Source organism: Polaromonas sp. P4_F4, from assembly GCF_056401355.1.
In genome coordinates this window covers 48932-63955 of record NZ_JBFUJO010000020.1, presented here as the reverse complement: position 1 = coordinate 63955, position 15024 = coordinate 48932, and the positions used below count along the sequence as shown (strand labels likewise).

Sequence of the window (15024 nt, the reverse complement as noted above, 5' to 3'; positions counted from 1 at the left end):
TTCCGGGAGTGGCAGCGACAAATCCGGAAAAACCGGTCAAAAGCTGCTTTTTTGTCGCCTGAGAGCGACAGCCTTCTGCGCCTGCAGAAAAAATCCCTTTGAAATCAGGGGCTCCAGGCTGTCGCCAGCCAGCGACTGCCTGGCGGCGGGGCCCCGCCATCCGTCACGGGCCGTCAGGCGGTGGAGGTGCTGTCGGCCTTGAAATGCCCGGGCGTCAAGCCATGTTTTTGCATCAGGCGGTAAAACTCGGTGCGATTCCGGTCGGCCAGGCGCGCGGCGTCGGCCACATTGCCATCGGTCAGCTTGAGCAGGCCGACCAGGTAGTCGCGTTCAAAACGTTGCCGGGCCTCGGCAAAAGTGAGTACCTGCACACTCGGCGAGCGAAGGGCGCGCTGCACCAGGGCCAGCGGCACGAGCGGCGTGGTCGACAGCGCACAGACCTGCTCCACCACGTTGTAGAGCTGCCGCACATTGCCCGGCCAGGCGGCCGTGGTCAGGGCCTTGATGGCTTCGGGGGCGAAGCCGCTCAGGCGTTTGTCATACTTGCTGGCCAGTTTGATGAGGAAATGGTTGGCCAGCAGGGGAATGTCCTCGCGGCGCTCCGACAGCGGCGGCAGTGTCAGTGTCACCACATTGAGGCGGTAATACAGGTCGGCGCGGAACTGGCCTTCGGCCATGGCGGAGTCCAGGTCGCGGTGGGTGGCCGAGATGATGCGCACGTCCACCGGGATCGATTGGCTAGAGCCCAGCGGCCGCACCACCCGCTCCTGCAGCACGCGCAGCAGCTTGACCTGAAGGGCGGGCGGCATGTCGCCAATTTCGTCGAGCAGCAGTGTGCCGCCGTCGGCTGCCTGGAACAAGCCCTTGTGACTGGCCACCGCGTCGGTGAAGGCGCCCTTGACGTGGCCGAACAGTTCCGACTCCAGCAGGGCCTCGGGGATGGCGCCGCAGTTGACGGCGATAAAGGGTTTGCCGGCGCGCGGGCTGGCCTGGTGGATGGCCTGTGCCAGCAGTTCCTTGCCGGTGCCGCTTTCACCGCGCAGCAGCACACTGGCGTCCGATTGCGAGATCATGCGCGCTTCCGCCAGCGCTTCGGCCATGCGGCTGGAGCGGCTGATGATCTGGTGTTGCCATGCCTCGGGGCTGCCCCGCCTGGCCGGATGCGAAGGCGCGCTCAGCGCCAGGGCCTGCGCGATCTTGTCGAGCAGGCCCTTGCCGTCAAAAGGTTTGGTCAGGTAGGTGAACACGCCCCGCTCGGTCGCCTCCACCGCATCGGGAATGGTGCCATGCGCCGTCAGCAGGATCACCGGCAGCGAAGGATGCTGGGCGCGGATGTCGTCAAACAGGGCCAGGCCATCGCGGCCGGGAAGCTGCACGTCGCTCAGCACCAGTTGCGGCCGCTCGATATGGAGCTGGGTCATGGCCGCCTCCGCAGAGGTGACTGCGGTCACGCGGTACCCCGCCGCCGTGAGCCGGATCGTCAGCAGGCGCAGCATGTCCGGGTCGTCGTCAACGACCAACAGATGGGCTGCTTGTGAGACCGGCGCTGCGGATGGCGTGGAAGAGTCGGTCATGAGGTCATGGCGCCGGGGGCCGGCCACGGTTGGCTGGTGCCGGGGACGATGCGGGCGCAGCCGGGGGACGGCTCGCCAGGCTGCGCTCAATGGCCTTGAGCGCTTCCAGCCTTTCATTGGTCTGGTCCAGCTTGCGCTGCACATCGCGCATCTGCTGGTTCTGTTTTTCAAGCTGTTCTTCAAGGCGGCGCTGCTCGGCAAAACGCGAGGCCAGCAGGCGGGCCAGCGGCTGCAGCGCCTGGGCTTCCGTGTCCGCGTTGCCGAGTACCCGGGCCAGCAACTCCTGCGCCCGTATCAGGTCTGGCAATTGATGAAGCTGGCTCAGGACCAGGGACAGCCGCAGCTGATCGGCGGGAGTGGACGCGTCGCCCAGCCGTGCGAGCTCCTGGCCCAGTTCGGCGGGTGGCATCACGCGTACCCGCTCGGCATAGGCCAGCATGCGGACCACGGCGTCCGGCTCGGCCGATGGGGCTGGCTTCGCTGCGCCAGCCGGCTGGCCGGCATTGGCACGTGCAGCGCGCTCGGCCGCGGTAGCGGGTTGTGGGGCCGTCTTGCCCGCCGCGTCGCCGACGCCCTGGCTGGACGGGCCGGCACTGCAGGCCGCCAGCGCGGCCGCAGCCGCCAGGGCCAGCAGGCCCGCGTGGATGCGGCGAGTGGAAAAATCAGGGTTTGGAAACATGGGGAAGCTCAATCCGGAAGTGTGCACCAGGTTGGTCTGGCAGCAGTTCAAGGCGCCCGCCGTGCGCCGCAATATATTCGTGCACGATGGACAAACCAATGCCGCTGCCGCGTACCACGTCGGCGGGTTGCCGCTCGCCACGGTAGAAGGGCTCGAAAATCCGGTCTCGGTCGGCTGCAGCCACGCCGATGCCCTGGTCGTGAATATCGATGCGTACCCGGCCCGGCAGCGCAGCCAGCTCCAGGCGGACCATGCCCCTGGGCGGTGAGTAGCGGATGGCGTTGGACAGGAGGTTGGCCAGCGCGGTGCCGATTTTCTCGGCGTCCAGCTCCATCCTGAGCGGCTCACCCACGACGGCGACCGACAATTCCCGTGCACGCCATTGCAGGCGCTGCGCGTCGACCTGATCCTCCATGAGCTGCAGCAGGTCCACCGTCTGCCTGCGCAACTGGCGCGCCTCGAACGCCGCGGTATTGAAGCGCAGCAAATCCTCAATCTGCCCCTGCAGCACGCCGGTGTTGTGCTTCAGGATTTGCGCAATCTCGCGCTGGTCATCGCTCAAGGGGCCGGCCACGCCGTCTTCCAGCAGTGACACCCCTTCTCGCAGGGACGCCAGTGGCGTCTTGAGCTCATGCGAGATATGGCGCAAAAAGCGGGACTTGTCGGCATCGAGCTCCACCAGGCGCAACCGCAGCCAGTTCAACCGCTGCCCGACCAGAGCCAGATCGGCCGGTCCCTGGATCGCAATCACCTGGTCCAGCCGGTTTTCACCGAGGCCCACGATGGCATGTTCCAGCCGCTTCAGGGGCAGGGTGAACCAGATGCCGAACGCCAGCGCCATGACCACCGCCAGTGCGATGGCCCAGCCCACCTGCTGCGCCAGACGCTGGCGGCTGGCCTCCAGCCGGCCTTCCAGCGATTTGTTGCGTTGCTGAATGGCTTGCTGAACCTGCACCGCGATGGCCGCATTGACCCCCTCCAGTTCGCGAAACTCCTGCGCCAGCTGGCGTTCCCGGTCCAGCGCGGTTGCCGGCGGGCCGGGCATCAGGCTGACAACGGTTTGCAGGTGCGCGCGCCATTGCCGCGCTTTCGCGTTCGGGATGCCTTCCTTGACCAGGCTGTCCAGGATGGCCGTCGACTCGCGGACTTCATCGCCAAAGCGTTCACGCAGCACCCGGTCGTCGAGGACAACCGACTGCCTTGAGGTGCGTTCCATCGAGACGCTGCGCTCGCCCAGCGACTGGGCCGCGCTGCCCAGTTCAAGCGCGCGGGCCGCATTGTCGCGGCTCTGCAGTGTCAGGTCTTCGAGGGTGAACAGCGCGCGCAGCGAAGCGGCGCCGAGCAAGGCGGCGATCAGCAGGAACGCGATGACTAGCAGTTGCCGGAACGAAAACCGTTGCAGCATGTGCTTGGCGTGCTGGCGCAACGAGCCGCCTCAGGCCGGCATGGCGATGTCCCGGGTCAGGACTTCGCCGCGCAGGGAGCGCTGTGTGGCCGCCGTGATGGTGATGTCGAGCATCTGGCCGATCAACTGCGGCTGGCCCTTGAAATTGACCACGCGGTTGCACTCGGTGCGACCCATCAGTTCGGTCGGGTCCTTGCGCGACGCGCCTTCCACGAGAATGCGCTGCACGGTACCCAGGCGGCTGGCGCTGATGGCGCGCACGCTGTCGTCGATCGTGGCCTGCAAATGCTGCAGGCGCCTGAGCTTGACCTCGTGCGGCGTATCGTCGTGCAGCGCGGCGGCAGGTGTACCGGGCCGCGGGCTGTAGATGAAACTGAAGGAGGTGTCGTAGCCCACCTCGTCAATCAGCTTCATCATCTTGCCAAAATCTTCTTCGGTTTCGCCCGGAAAGCCGACGATGAAATCGCTGCTCATGGCGAGGTCGGGGCGGATGGCGCGCAATTTGCGAATGGTGCTTTTGTATTCCATGGCGGTGTAGCCGCGCTTCATGGCCATCAGGATGCGGTCCGAGCCGTGCTGCACCGGCAGATGCAGGTGGTTGACCAGCTTGGGCAGCCGGGCATAGGCGTCAATCAGGTTTTGCGTGAACTCGTTGGGGTGGCTGGTGACATAGCGGATGCGTTCGATGCCGGGAATATCGGACACATATTCCAGCAGGGTGGCAAAGTCGGCGATCTCGGCCGTGCTGCCCATGGGGCCGCGGTAGGCATTGACGTTTTGCCCCAGCAGCGTGACTTCCTTGACGCCCTGGTCGGCCAGGCCCGCCACTTCGACCAGTACGTCTTCAAAGGGGCGCGAGACTTCCTCTCCGCGCGTGTAGGGCACCACGCAGTAACTGCAGTATTTTGAACAGCCTTCCATGATGCTGACAAAGGCGCTAGCGCCTTCCACACGGGCCGGCGGCAGGTGGTCAAATTTTTCAATTTCAGGAAAACTGATGTCGACCTGGGGTTTGTTCAGTCGCGCACGTTTGGCCAGCAGGTCGGGCAGGCGGTGCAGCGTCTGGGGGCCGAACACCACGTCGACATACGGCGCGCGCTGGATGATAGCCGCGCCTTCCTGGCTGGCAACGCAGCCGCCCACGCCAATCAGCACGCCTTTTTCCTTCAGATGCTTGACGCGGCCCAGGTCGCTGAAGACTTTTTCCTGCGCCTTTTCGCGCACCGAGCAGGTGTTGAACAGGATCAGGTCGGCTTCGTCCACGTTCTGGGTGGGCTCGTAACCTTCCGCCGCATGCAGCACGTCGGACATCTTGTCCGAGTCGTACTCGTTCATCTGGCACCCGAAGGTTTTGATAAAAACTTTTTTGCTCATGATGTGCTATATAAATGATAGCTATGGTCGCCCTTGAATAACGGGCAAAAGGGGCGAGAGGCTTGCTTGGCGATGGATGACGCCAGATTACTGCTTGTAGGCCGGCAGCTGCGTGTAGGGTGTCTTGCCGTCGTCCGCGGGAGCCGCAGCCGTGCCGGTGATGAAGTTGAAAACGGTGCCGGCGGAACCGGCCCGCTTTTCCCTGGCTTCTTCTGCGTTGAGGATCCAGACCTGCTGCACCTGGCCGATGTTGTCGCGCAGGTAGTTGACCACCAGCGTTTGGTTGGTCAGCGGACCCGGCAGGATAAAGTGGTTGTTGGCATCACGTATGCGTGCACCGACCGAGAGGCGGTCAGCTTTGCCGTTCAGGGAAATTTCCGGAGGCGCCAGCACAGTCATTTCGCCGCGCAGGGCGGCTTTGGGAAATTCCCGAACCTTGAGTGGGGCGTCGTCTGTCTGGGCGGCAATCGGCGTTGTGACCAGGCTGGCAGCAGCAGCTGTCAGGACCAGGACGGCCATCAGGCGGTGGGTGCAGCGGTTCATGGTATGTGTCCAGAGGCTGTGAAAATTAAAGAGAGGTCGGCGGGCGCCTCGGCGGTTGCGGCCGATTCATCGGCAAGTCCCGGTTTGCGAGGCTTTCGCAGGCGTCTGCGCTCGGTTGGCAATTCTACCGCACTGCCCGAAAAACTTTATGAATCAACGGTTTAAAGCTTCGACCTGAAGTCAGTACCCCGGATCAATGGCTCAGAACCTGTTTACGATCTAAACGGGGCCGCGCAAGCACCTTCTCGGGATGGGATGCAAGGCGCGGTGCGCCGCCCATAGCTCGGGCTATGGGCAAGCGCCGCAACGCCGCAGACCGCCCGAGAAGGCGCTTGCCCTTCGGGTTGGGGTGAAATCGGGCGATTGAGCCACCCGGGCCCTTGCATGGGCATTAGCCCATGCGGCGGACCCGGGCGCCCCACTCATCCCGATTGCACCCCAACGCGGCCTCGTTTAGATCGTAAACAGGTTCTCAGAGATTTGTGGCGGCGTTGACCCAACTTCCTGAGCAGTTTCGGTTGCGTGCAACCACCGGCCAAAGAAAAAGGCGGGCCGATCATTGATCGCCCGCCTTTTTGAATGTTTGGTGGTGATAGGTGGACTTGAACCACCGACATCAGCATTATGAATGCTGCGCTCTAACCAACTGAGCTATATCACCGCGCGACCGATATTATAGCCGCTTGAAAAGCGCTGGCGTCAGCGATGGCTGAACACCGGTTTGCGTTTGTTCAAAAATGCGCCCATGCCTTCTTTCTGGTCACTGGTGGCGAAGATCGCGTGGAAAAGCCGCCGCTCAAACATCACGCCGTCACTGAGCCCGCTTTCGAAGGCGCGGTTGATCGCCTCCTTGGCGGCCATGAGCGCGATCTGGCCGTAGCCGCAAATCATCAGGGCTGCGCCGAGCGCCTCGTCCATGAGGTTGTCCAGCGGCACCACGCGGCTGACCAGGCCGGCGCGCTCCGCCTCGGCGGCATCCATCATGCGGCCGGTCAGGGCCATGTCCATCGCCTTGGCCTTGCCGACCGCCCGTGGCAGGCGCTGCGTGCCGCCGGCGCCGGGGATGATGCCCAGCTTGATCTCGGGCTGGCCGAATTTCGCGTTGTCGGCGGCAATGATGAAGTCGCACATCATGGCCAGCTCGCAACCGCCGCCCAGCGCAAAACCGCTGACCGCTGCAATGACCGGCTTGCGGATGCTGCGGATCTGCTCCCAGTTGCGGGTGATGTAGTCGTTGTTGTAGACCTCGGCAAAGCCGTAGTTCGCCATGACGCCGATGTCAGCGCCGGCTGCAAAGGCCTTCTCGCTGCCGGTCAGGATGATGCAGCCCACGCTGTCGTCCGCATCAAACCCCTTGAGTGCGGCTCCCAGTTCATCCATGAGCTGGTCATTGAGCGCATTGAGTTGCTTGGGGCGGTTCAGGGTGATGATGCCGACCTTGCGCGCGTCGGGGCCCTGGGTAGAGATCACAATTGTTTCGTAGCTCATGGAAAGTCCTTCGTTTTGACCAATTTATCATGCCACGTTCCGGCCCGTTTTCGGCATTGCGCAAGCTTTCCGCGGAGCTTCAGGCCTTGGGCGCCAGCCACCGATCAACCAGTCCGGCATCCTGCACTGCCAGCCGCCAGGTGGTGAGGGCGGCCGGCATGGCCAGCTCCAGCCGCATCAGTCGCTTGTCGCGCGACACCAGCGCCACAACTTTTTTGGCCGTCCCTGCGTAGAGCAGCAGGTCGTCCAGCCGGCTCATGCGCCAGCCGCCAGGTTGGCCGGCATGGCGCGCCCGCGCGCTGCCGGCGGGTTCCAGTCCCAGCCATTCATCGCCGGCCGCGAAACCAGCCTGCTCGGCAACCCCGCCACGCAGCACGGCCTTGATTTGCACACTCTGGCCTTCGCCGACCCGCAGGCCCAGCCGCTGTGCCAGCTGGGCCGGTTCTTCGAATACGGCCACGCCGTGCTGCTGCAGCAGTTCTTTCAAGGGAAGCTCGGCCCGCCCGTGCACCCAGCGTGTCAGTTCGGGCGCGAAGGAGCGATGACCCAGGGCCAGGAGAGCCTGCGCAAAATCAGCCTCACGCATGGGGCCGGCCTTGCAGTTCAGCCAGAGCGTGCGCATCACGTCGTCGAGCGTCGCGCCCGCGTTGGCGTTTTCGGCAGGCCGGCTTTCACTGCGCAATGTCAGGTCAAAACACAGGGCCACGAGCGCGCCCTTGGTGTAGTAGCTCACGGTGGCATTGGGCGTGTTTTCATCTGGCCGGTAGTACTTCACCCACGCGTCAAAACTGGCCTGGGCGACCGACTGCACCAGCCGGCCCGGCGTCTGCATCACCTGGTTAATGGTTTTGTTGAGCAGTTTCAGGTAGGCCGCGTTGTCCAGCAGGCCCGCCCGGCGTAAAAGAAGGTCATCGTAATAGCTGGTGAAGCCCTCAAAGAACCACAGCAGCCCGGTGTAGTTCTCGCGGTCGTAGTGGTGGTTTTCAAATTCTGCGGGGCGCAGGCGCTTGACATTCCAGGTATGAAAATACTCATGGCTGATGAGGCCGCGCAGCGTGGTGTAGCCCTCGGATGGTTTGGGTTCGCCCAGCCGCGGCAGGTCTTTGCGGTTGCAGATCAATGCCGTGGAGTTGCGGTGCTCCAGTCCGCCATAATCGTCGTCCACCGCGTTGAGCATGAACAGGTAGTTTTTATACGGTGGCTTTTTGCCGCCGTGCCAGAAACGGATTTCCGCTTCGCAAATTTTCCGGGTATCGGCCAGCAGCCGGTCGCCGTCAAATGTGGCGGCGGCACCGGCCACTACAAAGCGGTGCGGCACGCCGCAGGCGCTGAAGCTGCCGCTCCAGAAGGCGCCCATCTCCACCGGGCAGTCGACCAGCTCGTCGTAATCGGCTGCCACGTACGTGCCAAAGCCGCGTTTGTTGACCTTTTGTGCGGTCAATCCCGTGGCCACCGCCCAGCCGGCCAGCGCCTTGGGCGCCGGCAGCTCCAGCGCATGCGGCGCTTTCTCCTGCCCCTCCACTTTCAGGCACAGGCTGGTGCCATTGAAAAAGCCACGGTCGGTGTCCAGCCAGGCGGCGCGTACCGAGTTGTCGCGTGCATGGACTTCATAGGTCAGCACCAGTGGCTGGGTCGGGTCGCACTGGATGTGCCAGGTGCATTTGTCCACTTGCTCCACCGGCAGGGGCCTGCGGCTTCCCTGTCGGGCCTCCAGGCACTGAAGGTTTTTTGAAAACTCGCGCACCAGGTAGCTGCCCGGTATCCACACCGGCAGGGCCACCCGTTGCCCGGCTGCCGGTAACGGGATGGTGAGTGTCACGCGAAACAGGTGGGCATTGGGATCGGCTACCTCGACGCGGTAATGAATGGATGTAGACGGAAGTGTTTTGTTTTTCATGTTGAGGCCTGGCGTGTCAGGCAAAAGAATACTCCACCCTTACGTCTGCCCCCTCTCCATTCTTTCTCCACCCTTTCAATCGAGGACAAAGAAGTAGGCGGCTTCTACGCTGCTCCTGCGGGCGCAACGTGGAATCGGCTATGTGCAGCAACCTTGTGCAGCGAGGCTGGATAGGGGGCGCTGCACAGGGCGCCAGGGTGTGTCTCCGGGCCTTCAGCAGGCACGGCTCAGAGCACTGCAGCGCTTGCTGTGTGACCACTGCGGTCGTTTGCAGGTGGGTCGTCAGCCGAGGTCAGCAGCGGTGGCAGGCCCTACTTGCCGTCGGTGAGGGCTTTTTCGACCTGTTGCGCGCTGATGGCGCCGGGCACACGGGAGCCGCTGGCAAAAACCAGGGTGGGTGTTCCCGTGATCTTGTGCTTCCTGCCGAAGTCGATGTTGCGGTCAATCGACGCGGTGTCGCAGCTGGCTTTGGCCACGGGTTGGTCGCGCACCATCAGGTCCACCCAGGCCTTGGCCTTGTCTTTGGCGCACCAGATGTTTTTGGACTTGTCGGTCGAATCAGGGCCCAGGATGGGGTACAAAAACATGTAAACCGTCACATCGTTGACTTTTTGCAGGTCACGTTCAAAGCGCTTGCAATAGCCACAGTTGGGGTCTTCAAAAACCGCCATCTTGCGTTTGCCATTGCCGCGCACCACGGTAAACGCGTCCTTGAACGGCAGGGCGTCAAAATCTATCGCCGTGAGCTTTTCAACGCGTTCTTCGGTCAGGTTGCGTTTGGCACGGGTGTCAAGCAGGTGGCCCTGCAGCAAAAAGTTGCCTTCCGCATCGGTGTAGAAAATTTCGGTTTCATTGACCCGAATTTCATACAAGCCATTCATGGGGGTCTTGCTGATTTCGTCGATTTTCGAGAATGCGGGCAGTCTTTCAGCCAGGTTTTTGCGGATAGCCGCCTCCTGCGCCAGCGCACCACCCAGGCTGCACGCTATCAGGCCGGCAACGGCGATTGTTTTTACGAACTTCATTTTTTGCCTCTGCTTGTTTCAGTTACTTCGGTTGGTTCCGGTTGGCGTCATCTACCCGCGGCCTGCCGCGCGATCCAGTTTTTCAGAAGGGCGCTGCGGGCAAACCCCTTCATGCCCCAGTTGCGCAACGCCTGCCAGCGCCCATCGGTCTGCGCAAAAAGTCCGTGCAGGCCATCTGTCACGGCGCCCATGGCGGCCACGTCCGCCTTGCGTGCCCTTTCGTATCGGCGCAGCAGTTTTTCATCTCCCAGCCCGCGCCAATATTCGCGCTCCGCAATCACCCTGGCAAGCATGGCTGCGTCGGCCAGACCGAGGTTCAGGCCCTGCCCGGCCAGCGGGTGCACGGTGTGCGCCGCATCGCCCGCAAGTGCCCAGCCTGGTCCAACCCAATGCGCGGCGTTGGAAAGCGCCAGGGGCCAACTGGCCCTTTCGCTTGTTAAACGCAAGGTACCCGCCTCCTGGCCGCAGACGGCTTGCAGGGCAGTGCAGAATTCCTCCGGCGGCAGTTTTTCCAGGTCGCCCGCGCGCTCCACAGAAACAGACCACACCAGCGCCACAGAGTTCCCCGCCGCACCAGATAAAGGCAAAAGCGCCAGTATGTCGCCATGGGCAAACCACTGGCGGGCGATGCCGCCATGCGGTTTGTCCGAGTCGAGCCGGGCAGCGATGGCTTTTTGGGGATAGGGCTTGACGGTCCAGTGCGCGCCGAATTCATCGCGGCTGCTGCTTTTGTGGCCTTCACAGATCACGGTGAGCGCCGCTTTGACTGGCGTCTTCACCATTTCAATCTGGGGCTGGTAGCGCACCGCCTGGATCAGTTGCTCCTCGAGTGCCGGTACATCGACGATCCAGGCCAGTGCCCGTTCCGTTTCGCCGGCGTCCAGGCTTAGCGCCGTGAAATCCAGCTTGCCGCCGTCGTCCCCCCACACCTGCATCTCCAGAACCGGCGTGGCAAAAGGCGCTTCGGGCCAGGCCCGCAGTGTTTCCAGCACCTGGCGGGAGGCGCTGTTCAGCGCGTACGCCCGCACATCGGCTGCGGCCTGCGCTGCGGGCGCCCTGTCGGGCCGTGTGACCAGCGCCACGCGCAAACGCTCGCGCGCCAGCAGCAAGGCCAGTGTGCGACCCACCACACCGTCGCCGCGAATACAGACATCAAAGGGCTTGGACATCCCTCATTTTAGAAGGCAGTGCAAAATTGATGGTTCAAAGCATGCCTGGCAGATGGGTCAAACCCGGCATTAAGCAGGCTTCGAGCAGGTATTCGACGGGCATTTAGCGGGTATTCATCCCGAATTCAAAAGGACTGATCAAAGTGAGCGATTCATTGAACGACGCAGGGATGAACACTGCCGATACACCGTCGGACATGACCGCGGTCATTTCGCAGCTATGTGTGTACCCGGTGAAATCCTGCGCCGGGGTGAGTGTGCAGGAAGCCATCCTGACCGAAACGGGCCTGGAATTTGACAGGGCCTGGATGGTGGTGGACGGGGAGGGCGCGTTCCTCACGCAACGCGAATTGCCGCGCATGGCGCTGATCCAACCTCAGCTCAAGTACCACGAAATGGTGTTGCGTGCCCCCGGCATGCTGGCCTTGCACGTCGCTTTGGACGAGGTGGAGGGCCCGGTGCGGGTGCGGGTCTGGGACGATGAGGTCGCCGCTTATGACATGGGCGCCATCGCGGCCCAGTGGTTCACCGATTTTCTCGGCACCCCGGCACGGCTGGTGCGCTTTGACCCCGAGCACAAAAGAGTCTCCAGCCGTCAGTGGACCGGCGATGTGGAGGCGCTCAACCAGTTCAGCGACGGTTATTCGCTGCTGGTCCTGAGCGAGGCGTCGCTGGACAACCTCAATGCAAGGCTGCGCGCCTCGGGCGCTGCCGCAGTGGGGATGGCGCGCTTTCGGCCCAATATTGTGCTGGGCAAGGCAGGCGACAGCGAATTCGGGCCGCACGACGAAGACCGGCTCGACTTGCTGCAGATCGCTACGGAACAAGGCACGGTGCAGCTCAGGCCGGTCAAGCCTTGCCCGCGCTGCCCGATTCCCAACATTGACCCGGCCACCGCCATCACCAGCCCGGAGGTCACGGACATGCTGCAAACCTACCGCCAGGACGCACGGGTCAATGGCGCGCTGACCTTCGGCGTGAATGCCATCGTTTTGCGCGGCACCGATCACCTGCTCAGGGTCGGCCAGAAGGTCAGCGCCAACTACCGCTTTGATTGAGGCTTTTTGAGTAGTCCGGTTTTCGCCTGAAAACCACCACCGGTCTCACCGGGCGGCCGGTCGGGTTCATTCCGGGGCGCAGGGCCGCGGCGGGCCCCACCGCCCCCTCAGATGAGGCTCGAGGAACGTCCGTTACCGGTCATCGAATACACTTCTGGATCTGTTTTTGAAGGTTTGTCATGAGTTTGAAGTGCGGCATCGTAGGCTTGCCTAACGTCGGAAAATCCACCCTGTTCAATGCGTTGACCAAAGCGGGGATCGCGGCCGAAAACTATCCTTTTTGCACGATTGAGCCCAACGTCGGCATCGTGGAAGTGCCTGACCCCAGGCTGGCCCAATTGTCTGAAATCGTCAAGCCCGAACGTGTTGTTCCCGCAATCGTCGAGTTTGTGGACATTGCCGGCCTGGTGGCAGGCGCCAGCACTGGTGAAGGCCTGGGCAACAAATTCCTGGCGCACATTCGCGAGACCGACGCCACCGTCAATGTGGTGCGCTGCTTTGAAGACGACAACGTGATTCACGTGGCCGGCAAGGTGGACCCGATTTCCGATATTGAAGTGATCCAGACCGAGCTGTGCCTGGCTGATCTGGCGGCGGTTGAAAAAGCCCTGCATCGGGTGACCAAGACTGCACGCTCGGGCGACAAGGAGTCCGTCAAGCTGGTGGCCATCCTTGAAAAATGCCAGGCTGCGCTCAATGAGGGCAAGCCCGTGCGCGCCGTGGATTTCAGCAAGGAAGAACTGCCGCTGCTGGCGCAGTTTTTCCTGATCACCGCCAAGCCCGCAATGTTCGTGGCCAACGTGGCGGAAGATGGTTTTGAGAACAATCCATTTCTGGATCGCCTGAAAGCCTACGCAGTCGCGCAAAAGGCCCCCGTGGTGGCGATCTGCGCGAAGATGGAAGCCGAAATGGCCGACATGGACGAGGAAGACAAAAAAATGTTCCTCGCTGAAATCGGCCAGGACGAGCCCGGGCTGAACCGGCTGATCATGGCTGCCTACAAGCTGCTGGGCCTGCAGACCTACTTCACGGCGGGCGTGAAGGAAGTGCGTGCCTGGACCATCCATGTGGGCGATACCGGCCCGCAAGCCGCCGGCGTGATTCACACCGATTTTGAGAAGGGCTACATTCGTGCCCAGACGATTGCATTTGATGACTTCATCACCTTCAAGGGCGAGCAGGCCGCCAAAGACGCTGGCAAGATGCGCAGTGAAGGCAAGGATTACGTCGTCAAGGATGGCGACGTGATGAACTTCCTGTTCAGCAGCTGAAACTGGCCGATTGCTGACCGGCAGGAAATCGTTCAAGCCTCTTGCCATGGTCGTCAGAACGAGGGCCGAAAGCTGATTTTTGATGGCCATCGGGCGCTAGCCGCCCACCGTACTCACCGGGACAATTTTTTCCATGGAACCTGTACGCCTCGCCAAACGCCTTGCTGAAATGCTGTCCTGTTCGCGCCGCGAGGCCGAGCAGTACATCGAAGGCGGCTGGGTCACGGTAGACGGCGTGGTGGTGGAAGAGCCCCAGTTCCGCGTGCTGAACCAGACCATTGAATTGTCAAAAGACGCCAGCCTGCTGGCCCTGGCGCCGGTCACTTTGCTGCTGCATAAACCGGCGGGCCACGAGGCAGCGCTGGACGCACCGGCAGGCCGCGGCGTCCCCTCCGCCGCCGGGCTTCTGGTTGCCGCGAACCAGTCGCCGGACGACCGGTCCGGCATTCGTCCGCTCAAGAAACATTTTTCTGCCGCTGAGCTGGTCACGCCCCTGGCGACGGCGGCCAGCGGGCTGGTGGTGTTCACCCAGGATTGGCGCGTGGCACGCAAGCTTCGCGAAGATGCCGGTGTGCTTGAGCACGAGGTGATTGTGGAGGTGACGGGCGAGATCAAGCCCGGCGGCCTGGAGCGCCTGAACCGCGTTGACCATGGCTTCACCTTCCAGGGCGTGCTGTTGCCGCCGGCCAAGGTGAGCTGGCAAAGCGAGGCGCGCCTGCGTTTTGCGCTCAAGGGCGAGCGGCCCGGGCAGGTTGCTTATATGTGCGAAAGCGTCGGGCTCAGGGTAGTGGCCATGAAGCGCCTGCGCATCGGCCGTGTGCCCATGAGCAACCTGCAGCCCGGCCAATGGCGCTACCTGTTGCCCCACGAGCGGTTTTGAGGCGGGCCCGATGGCCTCGGGTGACAGGCGGGGTGGCCGCCGTTCAGGGGCCGATCACACCGGGAAATGCCCAGATCAAGGTGCCCGTCATCAAAAAGTAGCGTACAAACTTGCCGACTGCCATGTAGGCGAGGCAGGGCCAGAAGGGAAACTTGAGCCAACCGGCGACAGCGCACAGCGGGTCTCCCACAACAGGCAGCCAGGCGAACAGGCAGGCTTTGGGGCCGAGTTTTTCCAGCCAGCGAATGGCGTGTCCATGGTGTGACGAATGTTTGTATTTGTCGACCACCTTGTGCGCACCGTAGCCCATCCACCAGTCAACGGCGCCGCCCAGGGTGTTGCCGGCACTGGCGACCAGCACCACCGCCCAGAACATCTCAGGGTTGAGCTTGACGAGCCCGAACACCACGGGCTCGGAACCGAGCGGCAACAGCGTAGCGGAGATGAACGACACCACAAACACCGTGCTCAGACCGTATTCCGGCAACGCAAGGAGTTCTACGATGTGGCGGATCCAGGTTTCCATAAGCGTTGGAGCATAAGCGTTGGAGTATAGGCAGCAGCCAGCGCAAGTCCTGCAGGCAGGCCTGTCGGCAGGGCGCTTACAAAATCCCGCATGCAATTTCAATTGCTGAAATTTTAGGCAGCTACAATCATGCCT

General features: G+C 62.6%; 13 protein-coding genes and 1 tRNA gene. 3 read left to right on the top strand and 11 right to left on the bottom strand.

From position 1 onward, the window contains the following. Positions 1–173: 173 nt before the first annotated feature. The 10 genes from AC1DUR_RS19180 to AC1DUR_RS19135 form a co-directional block, all read right to left on the bottom strand. A complete protein-coding gene (locus AC1DUR_RS19180) occupies positions 174–1574 on the bottom strand; it encodes a sigma 54-interacting transcriptional regulator (RefSeq protein ID WP_477720652.1) in 1401 nt (466 codons plus the stop codon). A 4-nt stretch (positions 1575–1578) separates the two neighbouring features. Further along, on the bottom strand, positions 1579–2253 hold the full coding sequence (locus tag AC1DUR_RS19175; protein WP_477720651.1) for a hypothetical protein: 675 nt from the start codon (positions 2251–2253) through the stop codon (positions 1579–1581). Next, positions 2237–3658: a sensor histidine kinase gene (locus AC1DUR_RS19170; RefSeq protein ID WP_477720650.1), complete on the bottom strand. Its 1422-nt coding sequence runs from the start codon at positions 3656–3658 to the stop codon at positions 2237–2239. Before AC1DUR_RS19170 ends, AC1DUR_RS19175 begins: the two co-directional genes overlap by 17 nt. A 30-nt stretch (positions 3659–3688) precedes the next feature. Then, positions 3689–5032 (bottom strand): tRNA (N6-isopentenyl adenosine(37)-C2)-methylthiotransferase MiaB, encoded by a 1344-nt coding sequence (gene miaB, locus AC1DUR_RS19165; protein WP_477720649.1) that lies wholly within the window; start codon positions 5030–5032, stop codon positions 3689–3691. 87 nt (positions 5033–5119) lie between these two features. Then, a complete protein-coding gene (locus AC1DUR_RS19160) occupies positions 5120–5575 on the bottom strand; it encodes a hypothetical protein (RefSeq protein WP_477720648.1) in 456 nt (151 codons plus the stop codon). Between the two features lie 584 nt (positions 5576–6159). Then, a tRNA-Met gene (locus tag AC1DUR_RS19155) sits at positions 6160–6236 on the bottom strand. Between the two features lie 38 nt (positions 6237–6274). Next, positions 6275–7063: an enoyl-CoA hydratase gene (locus tag AC1DUR_RS19150; RefSeq protein WP_477720647.1), complete on the bottom strand. Its 789-nt coding sequence runs from the start codon at positions 7061–7063 to the stop codon at positions 6275–6277. A 79-nt stretch (positions 7064–7142) separates the two neighbouring features. Next, positions 7143–8960, bottom strand: coding sequence for a M61 family metallopeptidase (locus AC1DUR_RS19145; RefSeq protein ID WP_477720646.1), 1818 nt, complete (start codon positions 8958–8960; stop codon positions 7143–7145). A 311-nt stretch (positions 8961–9271) separates the two neighbouring features. Beyond that, positions 9272–9985, bottom strand: a complete 714-nt coding sequence (locus AC1DUR_RS19140; protein WP_477720645.1) for a DsbC family protein — start codon at positions 9983–9985, stop codon at positions 9272–9274. A 47-nt stretch (positions 9986–10032) separates the two neighbouring features. Beyond that, on the bottom strand, positions 10033–11154 hold the full coding sequence (locus AC1DUR_RS19135) for an FAD-dependent monooxygenase (RefSeq protein WP_477720644.1): 1122 nt from the start codon (positions 11152–11154) through the stop codon (positions 10033–10035). A 170-nt stretch (positions 11155–11324) separates the two neighbouring features. Here AC1DUR_RS19135 and AC1DUR_RS19130 point away from each other — a divergent pair, with 170 nt between their 5' ends. From AC1DUR_RS19130 to AC1DUR_RS19120, 3 genes are all read left to right on the top strand, one after another. Further along, positions 11325–12212 (top strand): MOSC domain-containing protein, encoded by an 888-nt coding sequence (locus AC1DUR_RS19130; protein WP_477720664.1) that lies wholly within the window; start codon positions 11325–11327, stop codon positions 12210–12212. A 179-nt stretch (positions 12213–12391) separates the two neighbouring features. Continuing rightward, the gene (gene ychF, locus AC1DUR_RS19125; RefSeq protein WP_477720643.1) at positions 12392–13483 is read left to right on the top strand and encodes a redox-regulated ATPase YchF; all 1092 of its coding nucleotides are present in this window, start codon (positions 12392–12394) and stop codon (positions 13481–13483) included. A gap of 133 nt (positions 13484–13616) precedes the next feature. Then, positions 13617–14363: an rRNA pseudouridine synthase gene (locus tag AC1DUR_RS19120; RefSeq protein WP_477720642.1), complete on the top strand. Its 747-nt coding sequence runs from the start codon at positions 13617–13619 to the stop codon at positions 14361–14363. 43 nt (positions 14364–14406) lie between these two features. Here AC1DUR_RS19120 and AC1DUR_RS19115 read toward each other — a convergent pair whose 3' ends face one another. Further along, complete coding sequence (locus AC1DUR_RS19115) at positions 14407–14889, bottom strand: YqaA family protein (RefSeq protein ID WP_477720641.1); 483 nt, start codon at positions 14887–14889, stop codon at positions 14407–14409. Positions 14890–15024: the final 135 nt, after the last annotated feature.